The sequence below is a fragment of the Paenibacillus mucilaginosus 3016 genome, from assembly GCF_000250655.1.
Taxonomy (GTDB): Bacteria; Bacillota; Bacilli; order Paenibacillales; family NBRC-103111; genus Paenibacillus_G; species Paenibacillus_G mucilaginosus.
The window spans coordinates 1,713,047-1,730,209 of record NC_016935.1; the positions used below are offsets into that span (position 1 = coordinate 1,713,047).

Consider the following 17,163-nt stretch of genomic DNA (forward strand, 5'->3'; position numbering starts at 1 on the left):
GTAGACAGGTGAAATAATAAAAAACCTGTTACTGTAAGGGGAGCTTTTTCATGTCTAAAGAAAAATACTGTGCTACGGAGAAACTTGCTATCCTTGAAGAAGTTTCAAGTGGAAAAATTGGTTTTATCGCTGCAACCAAAAGATACGGTATGAATAAAACAACTTTAATGAAATGGCAGCGTCGTTATAAGCTATATGGGTATGAAGGACTGGAAAGAAGTACTCGCAATCGAAGTTACAGCGCTGAGCTGAAGCTTCAAGCGGTGAAAGATTATGTAGAGGGTGGATTGTCAAAATACCGGATCATCGACAAATACAGGATCTCAAGTACAACGCAGCTTTCTAACTGGATTAAGAAGTATAATGGTCATAGCAGCTTAAAAGCCTACAAAGGGGAAGCACAAGCTATGACAAAGGGTCGCTCTACTACGTGGGATGAGAGGATCGATATCGTCCACTATTGCCTGGCACATCAGCATGACTATCATAAGACAGCTGGCCAGTTTCAGGTCTCCTACCAGCAAGTATATCAATGGGTGAAGAAATTCGAAGCCGGCGGTGCGGATGCTTTAAAGGATGGCCGGGGGCGAAAGAAGGCGCCGGAAGAGATGACGGAGGCAGATCGCCAGAAGCTCGAGATGAAGAAGATGGAATACGAAATGGAGAGGCTTCGGGCGGAGAATGCATTTCTAAAAAAGTTACGGGAAATCCAAAGGAGGCGAAGCTAAGCCAATATCGCCAAGAGAACGTCTACCTTGCCATCCAAGCGCTTCAGGAAGAGGAGTCGATCAGCATTCAACTTCTGTGTGAAGTCGCAGGAGTTGCACGCTCAAGCTATTACAAATGGTTAAACCGCAAACCCAGCTCTCGTGAGCAGGAGAATGAGCGGCTGACAAAGATGATGATGTCCATATATGAAAAAGTAGAGAAAACCTTTGGGTACCGCCAATTAACACTCCACATGCGCAAGGAAACCGGACAGACGATTAACCATAAACGCGTGTACCGGCTGATGAAAGTCAAGGGAATCCAGTCGGTCATCCGCAGGAAGAGAAAGAAATACCCTCATTCTACTCCCCAGCACGTGGCCGAGAATGTGCTGAATCGTAATTTCCAAGCAGCTGAACCCAATGAGAAATGGGTAACGGATGTAACAGAATTTAAATACGGCAACGGTCAGAAAGCGTATTTAAGCGCGATTCTCGATCTTCATGATAAATCCATCGTCTCCAGAGTAGTGGGGCATTCCAACAACAACCCACTTGTTTTCGAGACGTTGAAGCAAGCCTTGCAAGCAGCTCCAGGAAGCAAACCAATGCTTCATAGTGACAGAGGATTTCAATACACTTCACTTGACTTCAAAAAGCTTTTGGACGATAACGAACTGACTCAAAGTATGTCCCGGGTTGGGCGGTGTATCGATAACGGGCCGATGGAATCCTTCTGGGGGACCTTAAAATGCGAGAAGTATTATCTACACACTTACCAAACCTTTGAGGAGCTTGAGAGAGACATTCTGGCTTACATCGATTTTTACAATAACGAACGATTACAAGCAAAACTAAACGGCCTCAGTCCAATGGAATACAGGACCAAGGCCGCTTAAGATTTTTATTTTTTGTACTGTCTACTTGACGGGGGGCTGTTCACAGCGAATCTGCTCCCTGGTGTTGTGCTATCGTTCCCAGCTAGCTCAATGACCTAACTCTTCTTTATGATTGATTACCTTTGCAGTCATAAGGGTGAAAATTGAGAAAGGGACTGTTCGTGACTGCATTGGGACAGTAATCCCGGCCCTTTTGGCGGTACATGGTCAATCATCCGAGGAAAGAGGATGCCGGCTTGCTCGTTCATTATAAAGCTCTCCCCACTCTTTCATCAGTAAAATAATTGGGTTCAAGGTTTTACCAAATTCCGTTAGCGAGTATTCTACCTTTGGCGGCACCTGGTTGTACGTTTTGCGCTCTATGATACCTTCACGTTCGAGTTCCCGTAGTTGCAAGGTAAGAATATGATGAGTGACTTGAGGGTAAATTTTGCGAAGTTCGCCGAAACGCTTCGTTCCGCCCATTAAGTGATAAAGAATCACTCCTTTCCACTTTCCACCAATAACATCAATCGTCGTTTCGACTGGACACTTTTTTTCTGGAGCATTTGCCATCCTTCTACCCCTTGCATAGTATTATTTCTGTTACTAAGTATTATTAATTTGCATACTTTAAGTATATTACTAACTTAAATATAATGAAATAGCCAACGGTAGCCAATATGTGAAGGGAATGATTGCAATGGGGAAAGTGAAAGAGATGAAGCGATTTGAGGGCCAGACAGCGATAGTCACTGGAGGCGGCACCGGGATGGGCCGCGCTGCAGCGCTAAGACTCGGTAAAGAAGGAGCCAATGTTGTCATAGCGGGCCGACGGCCGAAAGAGCTTCAAGAAGTTTATGAAGAAATTGTCTCTCAGGGAGGTAAGTCCCTCGCTGTTCAGACTGACATTGCCGATCCTCGTCAGGTCGAAGCGCTTGTAAATAAGACGCTGGATGTATTTGGTAGTCTGGATATGGCTTGGAACAACGCCGGCATTCTTGGTGCTTTCTCACCTGTCCACAAGCTATCCTTTGAAGATTTCGATACTCTGATGTCAGTCAATCTGCGTGGTGTGTTCGCCTGTCTAAAATACGAGATCGCAGCCATGCTCGACCGTGGAATCCGAGGCTCGATCGTTAACACTTCTTCGTGGACGGCGCATGGGGCAATGGCAGGTACTTCAGGCTACGCTGCCTCCAAGGGAGCACTCGATGCAATGATGAGAACCGTGGCTTTGGAGGTTGGTCCTAGCAACATTCGAGTTAACAATGTCAGTCCTGGAATGATTGCAACCCCAATGTCGCAGGAGGTTCTAAGCGACGAGACTACGGCGCTTCCCTTCGTCAAGCAAACTCCCTTACAGCGGGTGGGTCAATCCGAAGATGTGGCGGATGCAGTGGTCTGGCTTCTCTCCGACGACGCTCGTTTTGTTACTGGTCAGAGCATACTCGTAGATGGCGGTTACACTATCGGCGGATTACGCCCGTGACTGAACGAAGCGATATATTCAAGCCAAACAGCCAAACGGCAGCCGAATGATTAATTCCCGGCTGTTGTTTTGTCGTCGAGAATCAATATATTGTGGCTCTTTCGTTACTTTAATAGAAAAAGGCAGCCGATCATCAGATCAGCTGCCGAGGTGTCTTTATTGTGCAATCGTTCTCACACTCCTGAATCCTTCCGTCCGGACCTGGTCATTAGCGGTCCCTAATTGCGACCGGTTGTCATGAGTTTTTAAGCCTTCTGAGCAAAATGAGTAAAAAAAGAAAATTATCTTACGCAATCAAGGCCCGGGAGCTTGATGAATCGGCTCCTGGGCCGTTTTTATTCTTATTGACATTGACACTAGTGTAATCCTCTATGATGTGCTTAATCTCATCCGAAAGGAGTTTTATCATTGAGAAGTAGCAATCGAAGTGAGAACATTCGTGTTGGAACCGAGAATACAGTTGGGAAGAGCAAATCGGTGACGGTCATCGGGCTTGGTCCGATGGGTAAGGCGATGGCGGCCGCTTTCCTTGAGCATGGCTTTAAGGTGACCGTGTGGAATAGGACTTCAAACAAAGCAGACGAACTCATAACAAAAGGAGCCGTTAAGGCGTCGACGGTCCACGAAGCGTTGGCGGCCAATGAGCTAGTCATCCTCAGCCTAACGGACTACGATGCGATGTACACTATTCTTGAACCGGCATCGGAGAATCTGTCCGGCAAGGTTCTCGTCAACCTGAGCTCGGACACTCCGGAGAAAGCTCGCGAGGCGGCGAAGTGGTTGGCCAACCGTGGAGCCCGGCACATCACAGGCGGCGTTCAGGTCCCTCCTTCTGGCATCGGTAAACCAGAGTCCTCCACTTACTACAGCGGCCCGAAAGAGGTGTTTGAGGCCAACAAGGAGACACTCGAAGTCCTGACCGGAACTGACTATCGGGGAGAAGATCCGGGACTTGCGGCACTATACTACCAGATCCAGATGGACATGTTCTGGACAGCCATGCTCAGCTACCTCCATGCCACTGCGGTGGCCCAAGCGAACGGTATTACGGCTGAGCAGTTTCTGCCATACGCCGCCGAGACAATGTCGTCGCTGCCGAAGTTCATCGAGTTCTACACACCCCGGATTAACGCGGGTGAATATCCCGGTGACGTGGACAGACTTGCCATGGGAATGGCGAGCGTCGAGCACGTCGTTCATACGACCCAAGATGCCGGCATCGATATCACCCTGCCAACCGCTGTTTTGGAAGTTTTCAGACGCGGCATGGAGAACGGTCATGCCGGCAATAGCTTCACTAGCCTCATTGAAATCTTCAAGAAGTCCAATATTCGTCCATAAAAACTGGGCCATTCCTGACGGGATGGCCTTTTATCTTTTCATAACAAACCGGGGGGGGGGATCCGTATCATAAATTGTACTCATTGCTGCGCTATACTGCCCGTTAACATTCCTGTAGGTCTTAAGAGATCCGATTTGCAGAAAAATGGACGCCTCGCTAGGATGAGTATGTACTGGGTTGCAGCCCTCAGAACTCACCTTAGGAGGCGTTATCATGAAGTCTAATCTAATAAAGTCTCAAAATCAACGTGTAGAACGAATCTCTACTTCCACTCTGGTTATAGGCATTGACATTGCCAAGGAGAAACACGCTGCACAAGCCATTAATTTTCGAGGAATTGTCCTCACCAAGCGCCCCATTTTATTTTCGAATGACCTTGCTGGTTTCGAGCATTTAGAACAGAGCATTCGGAAATTACAGAAGATGCACGGCATGAATGACGTCGTTGTGGGTATGGAGAGCACCGGCCATTATTGGTTCAATATCGCCAACTGGTTGGTGGGTCAAGGAATTGATGTGGCTCTTGTCAATCCAATGACAACCAAACGCAATAAGGAAAACAGAGATAACTCTCCTTCCAAGAGTGACCCAAAGGACGCCTTGGTCATTGCCGATGCAGTGAGCCGCGGGTTTTACACGCCCTTTGCTCCAAAGGATGAAGCATTCCGCCGTATACGGGTTATGGTTACAAACAGAGAGCACTGGGTTGTTAAATCTGGACGTATTAAAAACAGAATCCACCGCTGGCTCGATATCCGTTTTCCCGAATACAGACAAGCATTTGATGACATTTTTAGTGATCGCTCATTGGCTACCTTGCGCCGGTTTCCAGCCCCTTCTGACATATTGCAGCTAACCTCGGAGCAAATGGTGCAAATCTGGAGTGAGTACATGACCAGACCTGGCGGTGAGCGCGGTAAGAACAAGGCGTTAGAGCTTCAATCACTTGCCAGACATAGCGTGGGAGACACGAGTGCCCTTGAAGAAGACAAATGGGAATTGAGGCACCTCATTGAGGAATATGAGAGAATGAGAGAATACGCCGAATCATTGATGAAGCAGACCAGATGATTGAAAAGGCGCTGCCTGAAATACCTTGTTCGGATCTCATTCGATCTGTAGGTGCCTCCGTTCCTGCAACGGCTGCCATATTAGCATTTGGCGGGGACTTACGTAAGCTGTCTCACGGGAAGCAGTTATTACGAAAAGCAGGATTGAACTTAGCAGAACGAAGTTCTGGCAAGTATAAGGGACAAATTAAGCTCACCAAACGAGGCAACTCATTATTACGTAAGCATTTATACTTCACTGTGTTTCACCTGTTATCTTTTAATGGAGCTTTCCAAGCCATGCATGTACACAATACCGAAGTGAAACGAATGACGAAAATGCAGTCCATGATGAAGTTGATTGGGAAACTGGCTCGAATCCTTGTAGCCTTGGCGAGGGAAGGACAGGCATTTTCCCCCGATAAGGCCCAGCCACCATTAGCAGCTTAAAATTAAGACTTGTAACCCAGACACGTAGATTGGCTCATTCGCAGGATTTCACAAAGAAAGCACGGAGTACCGAGATCTTTACGCTTTAGGGCAAAGACCCGTTCCGTTAACGTTGATCGGACTCCACACCTTGGATAGATAGGACGAAGGAATGTGAGGGCATAGACCCGTCGAGATTTGGGAGAGTAAATCCCCAAGGACCTTGTGGAGAGAGGCGTGCAGCAGAATTATTTTATGGAAGATGTTGTAAAATGAATCAACACCTTCTGTTCCCGCATGCGCTCAAACGGATTTCCTGGCCCTTACTTTCCACTCATCTGAGTTCCTATGTGAAACTTCCATGTGAAATCCTGCGAATGAGCGAGCATTCGTGTGAAAATCCTTATTCTTTGAGGGAGCTTAATGGCTGCCAGGTTAGTTACAACTTTTTATTTTCACGGTCTAATACCAGGTTGGCTGGGCTTCACAAGCAATCTGTCGCGGAAATGTACGCTTTTTCTTGTCCACTGGCGGCAATGTAAGTAAGTTCTTGTCCTGACTTAAAGACAAGAACTTACTTACATAGAACAAAAATGCCGCATTCGGCGGCATTCATTGTAAGTATGTTTTTGTCCTCTGACATCCTTCGTTTATAAATGTTATGGAAAATCTATTAAATTATATTTATTTCTGAAATCAAAATTATAAGTTCGCTCTGCTACTCCGCGCTAAGTCCGTGTTTCCGTTAGTAACGAAAAAGCAGCTGGTCGTCTGACCAACTGCTGAGGCTCTTTATTAAACTTTCGTCATCTAGGGCTATCAGAAATATGCCGACAGCCATTGTATTATATTATAAACAGCATTTTAAGAAATTGAAGTAAACGTATGATTTCACCATTTATTATCTCTTCGCTGGCCTTTTTAAAGTCTGTGTCCGATCTTCTTACTTGTCCGGGTCCCCGCGGTGGAGCAGCTGCGCTCCGGCGATGCCGGGATTCGTCATCTCGTAAGGGTCGAGGATCGTGTTCAGCTCCTCTTCGGTGAGGACATTGTACAGGAGGCACAGCTCGCGGACCGGACGGCCGGTGACGATCGCCTCCCGGGCGATCCGGGCGACGACTTCGTAGCCGAGGTGCGGATTGAGCGCGGTGATGACGCCGACGCTCTTCTCCACATACTCCCGGCAGCGGTCCGCATCGGCCTGCAGGTCCTCAAGGAGGTATTTGCGAAACACATCGAACACCTGGTTCATCATGCCGAGGGACTGCAGCAGGTTGAAGACGAGCACAGGCTCCATGACATTCAGTTCAAGCTGTCCGGCTTCGGCGGCGAGGCAGATCGTATGATCGTTGCCGAACACCTGGAACGCGACCTGGTTCACGACCTCGGCCATGACGGGATTCACCTTGCCCGGCATGATGGAGGAGCCGGGCTGCCGTGGCGGCAGCAGCAGCTCGCCGAGACCGGCGCGCGGTCCGGAGGCCAGAAGACGGATGTCGTTGGCGATCTTCGACATGTTGATCATGCACACCTTGAGCGCCGCCGACACCTCGGTGTAGGCATCCGTATTCTGCGTCGCGTCGACGAGGTGCTCGGCCCCCTTGATCGGCAGGCCGACCAGCTCGGCCAGATGCTCCACGACCCGCTTGATGTAGCGGGGGTCGGCGTTAAGGCCGGTGCCGACTGCGGTGGCGCCCATGTTCACCTCGTAGAGATGCTCACGCGTTGCCTTGATGCGCTTGATGTCCCGGGCGAGCACCCGGCTGTAGGCCTCGAACTCCTGCCCGAGCCGGATCGGCACGCCGTCCTGCAGATGGGTGCGGCCCATTTTGATGATGGGATCGAATTCGAGCGCCTTGCGCTGGAACGTGGTGAGCAGCTCCTCCATCGTGACGGTGAGCTTCCCGATCAGGGTCAGCGTCGACAGATGGATGGCGGTCGGGAACGCATCGTTGGTCGACTGGGCCATGTTGACGTGCGTGTTGGGGCTGACGGTGAAATAATCACCCTTCGTGCCGCCAAGCAGCTCGATGGCCCGGTTGGCGATGACCTCGTTGGCGTTCATATTAATTGAAGTGCCCGCGCCGCCCTGGATCGGATCGACGATGAACTGGTCATGCCACTTGCCTTCGATAATCTCCTGCGCGGCCTGGGCGATCGCTTCGCCGATCCGCTTGTTCAGCTGCCCGGTCTCCATGTTGGCGAGCGCGGCCGCCTTCTTCACGTAAGCCATGGCCCGGATCAATTCCTGATGGATCCGGTAGCCCGTAATCGGGAAGTTCTCCACGGCCCGCAGCGTCTGGATGCCGTAATAGGCGTCGACCGGGACCTCCCGGGAACCGAGAAAATCTTTTTCTATCCGCACCTGACCTGTACTCATCCCATTCTCCCCCTGCCAGCGGAACTTTTGTGATTAAGCCGCCTGTTTGATGGAATCCAAGTATTGATTACCCTTCTTCTGGTCGTAATGCCCTTCCCACTTCGCCATTACAACCGTAGCCAGTGAGTTGCCGAGTACGTTGACGACTGTACGGGCCATATCGAGAATCCGGTCAATGCCCGCAATGAAGGCAAGGCCTTCCAGCGGAATCCCTACGGAGCCCAGTGTTGCCAGAAGGACGACGAACGATACGCCCGGCACGCCGGCGATTCCCTTCGATGTTACCATAAGCACGAGCATCAGGGTAACCTGCTGGGAGATCGAGAGATCGATGCCGTACATCTGGGCGATGAACAGGGCCGCCAGTGCCTGGTACAGGGTCGAGCCGTCGAGATTGAACGAGTAGCCGGTCGGTACGACGAAGGAGGTAATGGCCTTCGGCACGCCGAACTTCTCCATCTTCTCGATGACCTTCGGCAGCACGCTCTCGGAGCTTGCCGTAGAGTAAGCGAGAATGAGCTCGTCTTTCAGAATCCGGATGAACATCATGATGCTCGTTCCACAGAGCTTGGCGATCGCTCCGAGGATGACGAAGACGAACAGGAACATGGCGGCATATACGGAGATGACCAGCTTGCCGAGCGGGAGCAGGGAAGCCACACCGAACTTCGAGACGGTGATCCCGATGAGTCCGAAGACGCCGATCGGCGCAAAACGCATAATGAGGTTCGTCACCCAGAACATCGCATCCGCCACGCCCTGGAAGAACGCGATCACCGGCTTCCCTTTCTCGCCGATAGCGGCTACGCCGAGACCGAAGATGACGGAGAAGAAGATGATGGCGAGCATGTCACCGGCCACGAAGGACTCGAAGATGTTCTTCGGCACGATGTTCACGAAGGTATCCGTGAAGCTGTGGTTCGTCGCTTTCTCGGTCGTATCCACGTACTTAGAGATATCGCTCTTCGTCAGCTGCTCCATGTTCAGGCCGGCACCCGGCTTCACGACATTGGCGACGAGGAGGCCGAAAATGATGGCGATGGTCGTTACGATTTCAAAATACAGAATCGTTTTGCCGCCCAGCTTGCCGAGCTTCTTGATGTCGCCTACGCCGGCTACCCCTACGATGAGCGAGGAGATGACGATCGGCACGACGATCATTTTGATCAGACGCAGGAAAATATCGCCGAGCGGCTGCAGATAAGCCCCTATGGCCGGATTGCCGTAGAAGACAGCGCCGACGATGATACCGAGAACCAGGCCCACCAGAATTTGAAACGCCAGACCGAAATTTTTCAATAGGATCCCACCTTATCAACTAATTTTTTTAAAAACGCTTTCAAAGCTATTGTAAAAGGGAGGCTGCGGGGGAGGCCGATTGGGGCCGCCACTTGCATTATCCCGCGCTGTTCTATTACCTGGCTTACGGCATCTCTTCTTCATCATGCAGGTCAGCCGTCTGAACCGACCGCTGTTGCTCTGGGTGCTCGGCGTGCCGCTCGAGCTGACGGCAGTGGTTTACCGAGCTACTGCTGGCGCTATGCCGGAACACCCAGGACGATCAGCTCTCGCCCCTGAACGTAATCGCGATTATCGCGCTCTTCCGCAGCTTCTTCGTGATCGGCTTCGTCAATCTGCTATTATATGTGTGCATTAGAATCCTCCTTTTCTTAGTATTGGTTAAAATCCTTTTGAATCTTTTGTATATCTTGGGTTTGGCTGAGTGCCAACATCAGCAAGATGCGTGCTTTTTGAGGGCTCAGATTGTCGGAAACGACAAATGTATTGTCGTCATCGATTTTTTCTCTGGTAACTATACCTTCAGGTACACGGGTACCGCGAACAACGACAACACCTTTCTTTATAGCATCCTGTAGACCTGGAAGTGTTTTTTCATGAACGGAGCCGTTGCCTGTACCGGCATGGATAATACCTTTCGCTCCGGCCGAAACCGCCGCGTCAACCATTACACGGTCATCATTGGCATGTGAATAGACGATATCGACACGCTTCAAATGATCTTCAGTCATACTGCGAATATCAAATTCGGACTGATTTGTATGTCTTCTAACCGGCAAGTTGTAAAAGTAAGGTTTACCTCCTTGCATATATCCAAGGTAGCCTAGTTCCGGATTTTTGAAGGTATCAACGCCGGTAGTGCTGGTTTTAAAAGTATCCCGCGCGTTTCCAATTTTATCGTTAAAGGAGATCAGTACCCCTTTACCCTGGGCTTCTTTAGAACCGGCTAGCGCTACAGCATTATATAGGTTGAACGGGCCGTCAGCAGACAATGCCGTTGAGGGACGCATGGAGCCGACGAACACGATCGGTTTATCGGAATGAACAGTCAAATCGAGAAAGTAAGCAGTCTCCTCCAATGTATCCGTACCGTGGGTGATGACAACGCCGTCATACTTTGGATCATCCAATGTCTTTTGGGCTTCCTTCGCCAGCTTAACCATGACGGCATCGGTATTGGATGTCCCTGAATCCATTTTCGCCACTTGAGTCGTTGTCAGGTTAGCAATATCTTTTAGTGATGGCACCGCTTCAATAAGTTGATCCGGAGTCAGAACCCCCACCTCATAACCGGTAGTTTGAGCTGGACCGGAGCCGGCCGCGGCGATCGTGCCGCCCATTGTTAAAATATGAATGTTGGGTAAATTGGGTTTGACAGCATTGCTCACATTTGCGACGGAAGCGGATTCAACAATTGGGGTCGCATTTTTTGTTTCTACATTGGGCTGGTTTTTTGCCGCACATCCTGTGGATATAAGAGATAATGTTAGTACAGTGACAGCCGCGATCTTCTTTCCTATTAATTTCTTCATTTAAAAAATTCCTCCTCAAATAGATTAACTTTACAATAAACCGCTTTCATTTTCAGTATAAGTCTTAGCTATAAAAATCTATACGAATCTACAAAACTATATAAGTTGAACTTACAATTTTTTTGGAAGAATTCCCCTTACGTACACGTCGAATGAGAATATCATGAACCTGCTAAAGAAGCTCCTGTAGCCGAGTATCCGCTACGCCGCTCACTAAATCGATCGCCGCCAGAAGCGTCATCGTACCATGCCGCACATATTCGTAGTCGCGCGAGCACGTCGGGTGTTCTCTAGGGGTAGACGGCAAACGTGAGGCAGATCACGTTTGTTTTAGTTTGCATGGACAAAAAATAGAGACAGCATCAGCGATGTTCGCCGATGCTGCCCCCTTCTTGCATGATTAAGCGATCCCGTTTACAAGTTGTTTCAGTGCTTCGTGAATTGGCACAAAAAAGCCTGTAGATCCTTCCTATTAGGGAAGGGTTGTCTACAGGCTGAAGCCTTTTTACATGCGGATCAGCTAGTAATATTCTTATCGTCCGCCTGTATTCGAGGCCCAGACGGGATATGTGCCTCTAGATGTCGTTGTGCTATACAGGACTACATTCCCATCATCTTGAACCCACAGGCTATCGGCGCCGACAAGTGGAGGCATATTATTTGAGGGATAGTAACTACGCATCCAGCTCGGAATGTTAGAATGCCAGAATGGGGGAGTACCGAAACCTTTTCCGACTGAACTTTCTAAAGTCAAAGTAGAAGTCATTACCAATGTATTAGCTTTAACAGTCCTCCAAGTCCTATAATACGGATCATAATAACTGTGGGTTACATCATCCGTATTTGTATCCCAGATCGGATTGCCGCCATCTTGATAAAGTACGAGATTGCCGTCAGTTTGCATGACCAAGGCGAACCTTCCATTATTGGAAACCAACATCTGTCCCGCAGTGAGCTTTTCGCCAGGAAGAAGGCTGTTTTTTGCAGAAGCGGCGGTAACAATAGAGAACTGAAGCATGAACACTGCCAATAACAATAATGTAAACTTTTTCATAAATATCCTCTTTTCTATTTCAATTTTCCAAACAAGAGCAGTACAGCGCTGCTGGGGAACTCCTTTTACCCATCCTGGGACCAACACTAGAAATCTACTTTTTTATACTTGGCTCATTGGGTTCCCCCTTTTTACAACTATCTTCACTTGAATGCCTCTTACAAGTAATGATAATAATTGATTACTTCCTCCAAGTCTTGCCAATTTGTGCGGAGTGCTTAACAATTTGTGCTATATATTGGCGGGAAATCCGGTATCCGTTCCCTGATCGCTTAATGAAAATAGAGCAGCTGCCACTGGGGAAGGTGCTCCATGTAAGATCTATTCATCAATAATGAAGGATTTAGGCGAAACTAATACTTTGACGGGGGGAGGGGGGCATGATACTATAACTTGCTGTTTAATGGCTTTCATCGTTGCAAAATGCATACTTTTTGACAGACAGGCATAGTGAGGAATCCGGTAGCTGCTGCCCGTATGGCATATCCGGCGTAGATCAACGTAACATTTCCAAATTTAAATCGTCCGTTAATAAAAAAGGAAGGGGTGGAGTAGCTGAATAAATCACTGATAATATTAATCTTGGCAATCAGTTTAACTGTCATAGGATGTCAAAACAAGAAAATGATTAATTTAACCGAAATTACAGGTATATTCGAAAAACATGGAATACCATTGTCAGAGCCAAAAGGAATGCACCCTGAAAATGTGTTTCTAAGAAATTTAAATGGTGTTGCGCCTCACACATTTACTATTAATGAAAGCCAGTTAATCAGCATTTATATCTACTCTTCCAGTCAAGGAGCTGTAGATGGAGCAAAGGATTTTGAAAATAAAACATCTGCAGCAGGGGTGGTTCCTCATAGTAGATATCTAGTAGAGAATATACTATTGTATTATGTTCCTGATGGTTCCCAAGAAGATGAGCGAATTTATTTGGTTATCGAAGAAATGAGGTCATTGCAATAAGGGGGAATGCTAGCTAACAATCACGGAGCAGAAAGGAGTCCAGCTTGTATAAGCTGGGCTCTTCACTTTACTGCTTATCAAGCTCATCAATCTCAGTAGCCCGAGTGTTCATCAAGGTGCTTCTCCCTTTTCAGCCAAACCTATAGTTCCTCCACTCATACAGGGAATGCCCCCGGGAGAGCGATCGAAAAGCATTTCACCGGCGGCGGCCATTACGTCATGCTGACTGCACTGCGCAACAGGCTGGTCATGGTGACGCATAGTCCCTTCATGAAAATTATGAACTCAGCGTTGCGAACATGACGAAATAGGTGTTTCTAGTTAAAATTGAAGATGCAGAAGAAAAGCGATTTAACTTCTGAACTTATAACCTTGGCCTGAGGAGCATGTTTTGGGAAATTCAATGGTAACAGGCAATTCATTTGAACGCATGTCGATATTTTATAAACAAATATGTTGCCGACCACATTTATTTGTGTTATATTAACTTTGATGGAAATATAATACACCACAACCGCGAGCTTGTATGATGACAACTTGCGTGAGTAGACAGACTATCCGACCAAGACGATACAACAATTATAGGACGAAACGACGGAGATTATCGATGGAGCGTCAAGATGATGAGACACAATTGGAAAGAAAGAATGGGGAGTCAAGTACCAATGAGCGATATCCGGTAAGCTTCGCCATTTTTATGTTAGCTCGGGCACATCGAGGTTTAGCTGCCCAAATGCTTCGCGAGATAGGATTGTTCGCGGGGCAGGAAATTATGCTCATGCAGTTATGGGATCAGGATGGCCAATCGCAGCAAAGTCTTGGCCGTTTAATCGGGCTGGACCATTCCACTGTAGCCAAATCGGTTAAGCGGATGGAGGAGGCGGGACTGGTGACTCGTACCCGATCGCCACAGGACAAAAGAGTGACACTGGTCTCACTAACAGACTCAGGCCGCGAGTTGGAAGCAAAGGTAAACGATATCTGGAACCGGCTCGAGCGGATTACCGCAGAACGTCTCACGGAGAAGGAGCGCCGACTTCTCGTATCCTTGTCTTACAAGATTGCTGCAGCCATCGATGAAGCGAACTCAAATAGTGTAAGCGAAGAATGATGGGCACCGCGTTCCTACTTGGGTGGTAGATGACAATCGGCAAGAATTAATGTGGGTACGGCAGTGTATATGCTAGTAGTCTGATGGCTGTGTTTTGAGAAACGGGATTAGAAAAATAACCTGCAGAAGGGAAGTTATAAAATGAAAGTACTTGATACGATGATTCGTGTATATATTGAGCCGGATCAGTTGGAGTCTACGATTAACTTTTATGAAGCTTTATATCAAGAGAGATGCAAGGCGCGTGTCCGTTATGAAGATCTTCATCTTGACTTAGCGATGGTTTCTCAAGTTCTTATTATGGCAGGTGATGCCAATATCAGAAAGGAGCTTGAAATCGCAAGTGCAACCATTGTAGTAGACTCTATTCAAGAAGCGAGGGATTTCTTGCAACAGCAAGGCGCAGTTTGTTTAACTGAGCCGCAACAGACTCCGGGAAGCTGGATTATGTTCGTGAAACATCCGGATGGTTTGGTTGCCGAGTATGTACAGCCTTTTCCACATGACCCGGTATAAATGCTGGTTATTAGGTTTTTGGGAGGAGCTAACGGAGAAAAATCGATAAGGCTGCATTTGTATACGAATACCAACCAACGAAAAGCAGCTGCATCTACGGGGATACTCATTGTGCCGGGATCACATTTGAATGTACACTGAAACCAGGATCGTATCCCAAACTCCCCGAAACACCAGACCCCATCAGATCGGCGTAAAGTGGATTCCTATTTCGACACTGCCTGATCAAAATAATGAATAGTCGTTAGCGTTGGAGGTTTGTACAATGAAGCTGTTTATTCTGGGCGCCACTGGCCGTGTCGGCACCCGGATCGTTGCCGATGCTCTTCGGGGTGAGCATGAAGTCGCCGCATTAGTGCGCCAACCGAATAAGATGGAAGTTACCGGCAGAAAGTTGACTCTTATTCAAGGTAATGCAACAAACAAGGATGATATACGAATTGCCATGCAAGGTGCCGATGCAGTGTTCAGCTCCCTGGGAACGGACGGGACGACGACTCTGTCGGAATCGATGTATATAGTCATAAGAGAAATGAAGCAGCAGGGGATACGGCGGATCGTCTCAGTAGGTACAGCCGGCATTCTGCGTAGCCGAACGAATCCGGATCTGTATCGCTATCAGTCATCGGAATCCCGCCGGAGAAGCACGTTTGCAGCAGAAGAACATCGTCGTGTCTACGAACTGCTTCTACATTCGGACTTGGATTGGACGATCGTATGTCCTACTTACTTGCCAGATGGAGACAGACTTGGAACTTATCGCGTTGAACGCGATTATTTACCGGAAGGTGGAACTTCGATATCAGTTGCTGATACGGCGGAGTTTGCTTACCGCCAAATCAATAGCGCAGAATATAACTGCTCCAGGGTCGGCATCGCTTATTAGAGCAATCTAAATCTAATTTTTGCGTTAATATTAGGCAGCCAGTTCATGGCTGTCTTCCTTCGTTTTTACTTTTCAACATGGTAGTTAAGTAACCACAGTATCTCTTCATGAAGAGCGTTAACCGGTAGCCTTGTTAAGCTAATGGGCAGGATAGCGTGGTTGCACATTTAATTTACTTACAGGTCTTTGTTGAAATTTCTGATTAAAAAATAAAGTATTAGACTTGGAAAATAAAACTGTTTAATGAGAAAATATAGTGTTAGACTGCTGCCTTTATTAAATAAAGTACGACCACAAAAAAAGAGGTCGGACCAGTAAGTTCTGGTGGACCCCAAATACGAACGGTTAGGTATAAATTCATGAGAAAAATAAACGGGCTGCAATGCAAATAACGATCTATCCGTTTGTGCTACGTGCTAACAAATGTTTTATGTTATCATCGATAAATTGATTATCGGCACTGTTGATCCCGCGACCGGCAAAATGGCCCCAGATCGACGGGATTGGTTTAAAGACAGCATTAGGTATAAGCTTAGCTTCGTATTCATTATCGTCCGCTGTGCAGAAGAGGTCTGTGCTTCCCGGCATGATACAGGCAAGAGCCCTAATGCTCTTAAGTGCCTTATCGAAATCTCCGTTATATAAGGGGTTTGCACTAATATCTGCATGTTGGCCTGTCCATAACATGGCTAGGACATTATGCGGATCCATCTTCATAAAGCTATCTTCCCAGACGCCAGCCACAAAATCTTCCAAGGAGTCAAACCCCATCTCACGATAAAGCTCCTCTCTATAAAAAGCATGCGATAATCCCCATCCCGCATAGACCCGGCCAACGGCGCGCATGTCTGCAAAAGTCAGCTGGTTTTGTTTATTTGAATCGAAACCAACTGCAGATAGCAGCGCAGCTTTCATACCGTTCAAGACAACAAATGTATGGGGCCATGGCTTGGCAATTCCCGCGAAAGGTGCAATTCGTTCCACCATCTCTGGATAACTTGCACCCCATTGAAATGCCTGAATGCCTCCCATGGACCATCCAACTACAAGAGCAATCTTTTGAATGCCGAACTTTTCGGTAATCAGCCGATGCTGGAGCTTAACATTGTCATAGATGGTCACCTGCGGAAAGTTAGCACGGTCGAATGGCGGAAGCGTGTTACTAGGGGACGAAGATAATCCATTTCCAAGCAAATTTGGAACGATGATGAAATATTTCTCGGGATCAAGTGCCATCCCACTCCCAATTAACCATTCATTTTGAACATGCTGGTCGCCAAAAGCAGTTGGATAGACGATGACATTATCTTTCTTTTCATTCAATATTCCATAAGTCTTATAAGCAAGAAATGCGTTCGGTAACGTCACTCCTGATTGCAAAGATACGTCACCCAAATCAAAAATTTCATACTCCATCGTGTTGTTTGCTCCTTTCAAAATGAAAGCATACATTTAAATTGTATTTCTTGTTGCTAGTATAGATCCGTGGTATCCTCAATAAAAGTGAATGGAATTCATA

The 17,163-nt window shown here is 47.6% G+C and carries 15 protein-coding genes; 9 read left to right on the top strand and 6 right to left on the bottom strand.

From position 1 onward, the window contains the following. Positions 1–50 precede the first annotated feature (50 nt). A protein-coding gene (locus tag PM3016_RS41320) for an IS3 family transposase (RefSeq protein WP_420798945.1) occupies positions 51–1,606 on the top strand; the annotation gives its coding sequence in 2 pieces (ribosomal slippage) (positions 51–702 and positions 702–1,606; 1,557 coding nt in all). Between the two features lie 207 nt (positions 1,607–1,813). Here PM3016_RS41320 and PM3016_RS07795 read toward each other — a convergent pair. Next, positions 1,814–2,161 (bottom strand): winged helix-turn-helix transcriptional regulator, encoded by a 348-nt coding sequence (locus tag PM3016_RS07795; RefSeq protein ID WP_041616545.1) that lies wholly within the window; start codon positions 2,159–2,161, stop codon positions 1,814–1,816. A 127-nt stretch (positions 2,162–2,288) separates the two neighbouring features. On the opposite strand from PM3016_RS07795, the gene PM3016_RS07800 reads away from it, so the two are divergent. The 4 genes from PM3016_RS07800 (at position 2,289) to PM3016_RS39420 (ending at position 5,918) form a co-directional block, all read left to right on the top strand. Continuing rightward, complete coding sequence (locus tag PM3016_RS07800) at positions 2,289–3,077, top strand: SDR family NAD(P)-dependent oxidoreductase (protein WP_081473145.1); 789 nt, start codon at positions 2,289–2,291, stop codon at positions 3,075–3,077. A 408-nt stretch (positions 3,078–3,485) separates the two neighbouring features. Then, positions 3,486–4,418: an NAD(P)-dependent oxidoreductase gene (locus PM3016_RS07805; RefSeq protein ID WP_014369039.1), complete on the top strand. Its 933-nt coding sequence runs from the start codon at positions 3,486–3,488 to the stop codon at positions 4,416–4,418. Positions 4,419–4,632: 214 nt separating this feature from the next. After that, positions 4,633–5,490: an IS110 family transposase gene (locus tag PM3016_RS07810; RefSeq protein WP_014369040.1), complete on the top strand. Its 858-nt coding sequence runs from the start codon at positions 4,633–4,635 to the stop codon at positions 5,488–5,490. Then, positions 5,487–5,918 (top strand): transposase, encoded by a 432-nt coding sequence (locus PM3016_RS39420; RefSeq protein WP_238540466.1) that lies wholly within the window; start codon positions 5,487–5,489, stop codon positions 5,916–5,918. The genes PM3016_RS07810 and PM3016_RS39420 overlap by 4 nt, the downstream gene beginning before the upstream one ends. 922 nt (positions 5,919–6,840) lie before the next feature. Here PM3016_RS39420 and aspA read toward each other — a convergent pair. The 4 genes from aspA to PM3016_RS37125 all read right to left on the bottom strand — a co-directional run bounded on the left by aspA (position 6,841) and on the right by PM3016_RS37125 (position 12,162). Continuing rightward, entirely contained in the window at positions 6,841–8,277 is a 1,437-nt protein-coding gene (gene aspA, locus PM3016_RS07815; RefSeq protein ID WP_014369041.1) for an aspartate ammonia-lyase, read from the bottom strand. Positions 8,278–8,310: 33 nt separating this feature from the next. Then, positions 8,311–9,576 carry a cation:dicarboxylate symporter family transporter gene (locus PM3016_RS07820; RefSeq protein WP_014369042.1) on the bottom strand — a complete coding sequence of 422 codons (1,266 nt, stop codon included), beginning with the start codon at positions 9,574–9,576 and terminating at the stop codon, positions 8,311–8,313. Between the two features lie 371 nt (positions 9,577–9,947). Continuing rightward, positions 9,948–11,108, bottom strand: coding sequence for an asparaginase (locus PM3016_RS07825; RefSeq protein ID WP_014369044.1), 1,161 nt, complete (start codon positions 11,106–11,108; stop codon positions 9,948–9,950). 532 nt (positions 11,109–11,640) lie between these two features. Next, on the bottom strand, positions 11,641–12,162 hold the full coding sequence (locus PM3016_RS37125; protein WP_081473146.1) for a hypothetical protein: 522 nt from the start codon (positions 12,160–12,162) through the stop codon (positions 11,641–11,643). 624 nt (positions 12,163–12,786) lie between these two features. Here PM3016_RS37125 and PM3016_RS37130 point away from each other — a divergent pair. The 4 genes from PM3016_RS37130 to PM3016_RS07840 all read left to right on the top strand — a co-directional run bounded on the left by PM3016_RS37130 (position 12,787) and on the right by PM3016_RS07840 (position 15,644). Beyond that, a complete protein-coding gene (locus tag PM3016_RS37130; RefSeq protein WP_081484310.1) occupies positions 12,787–13,131 on the top strand; it encodes a hypothetical protein in 345 nt (114 codons plus the stop codon). A 607-nt stretch (positions 13,132–13,738) separates the two neighbouring features. After that, positions 13,739–14,242, top strand: coding sequence for a MarR family winged helix-turn-helix transcriptional regulator (locus PM3016_RS07830; protein WP_014369046.1), 504 nt, complete (start codon positions 13,739–13,741; stop codon positions 14,240–14,242). A 141-nt stretch (positions 14,243–14,383) separates the two neighbouring features. Continuing rightward, a complete protein-coding gene (locus PM3016_RS07835; protein ID WP_013914880.1) occupies positions 14,384–14,758 on the top strand; it encodes a VOC family protein in 375 nt (124 codons plus the stop codon). Positions 14,759–15,023: 265 nt separating this feature from the next. Continuing rightward, positions 15,024–15,644 carry an NAD(P)-dependent oxidoreductase gene (locus PM3016_RS07840; protein WP_014369047.1) on the top strand — a complete coding sequence of 207 codons (621 nt, stop codon included), beginning with the start codon at positions 15,024–15,026 and terminating at the stop codon, positions 15,642–15,644. Positions 15,645–16,040: 396 nt separating this feature from the next. On the opposite strand, the gene PM3016_RS07845 is transcribed toward PM3016_RS07840, so the two are convergent. Beyond that, entirely contained in the window at positions 16,041–17,060 is a 1,020-nt protein-coding gene (locus PM3016_RS07845; protein ID WP_013914883.1) for an alpha/beta fold hydrolase, read from the bottom strand. Positions 17,061–17,163 lie beyond the last annotated feature (103 nt).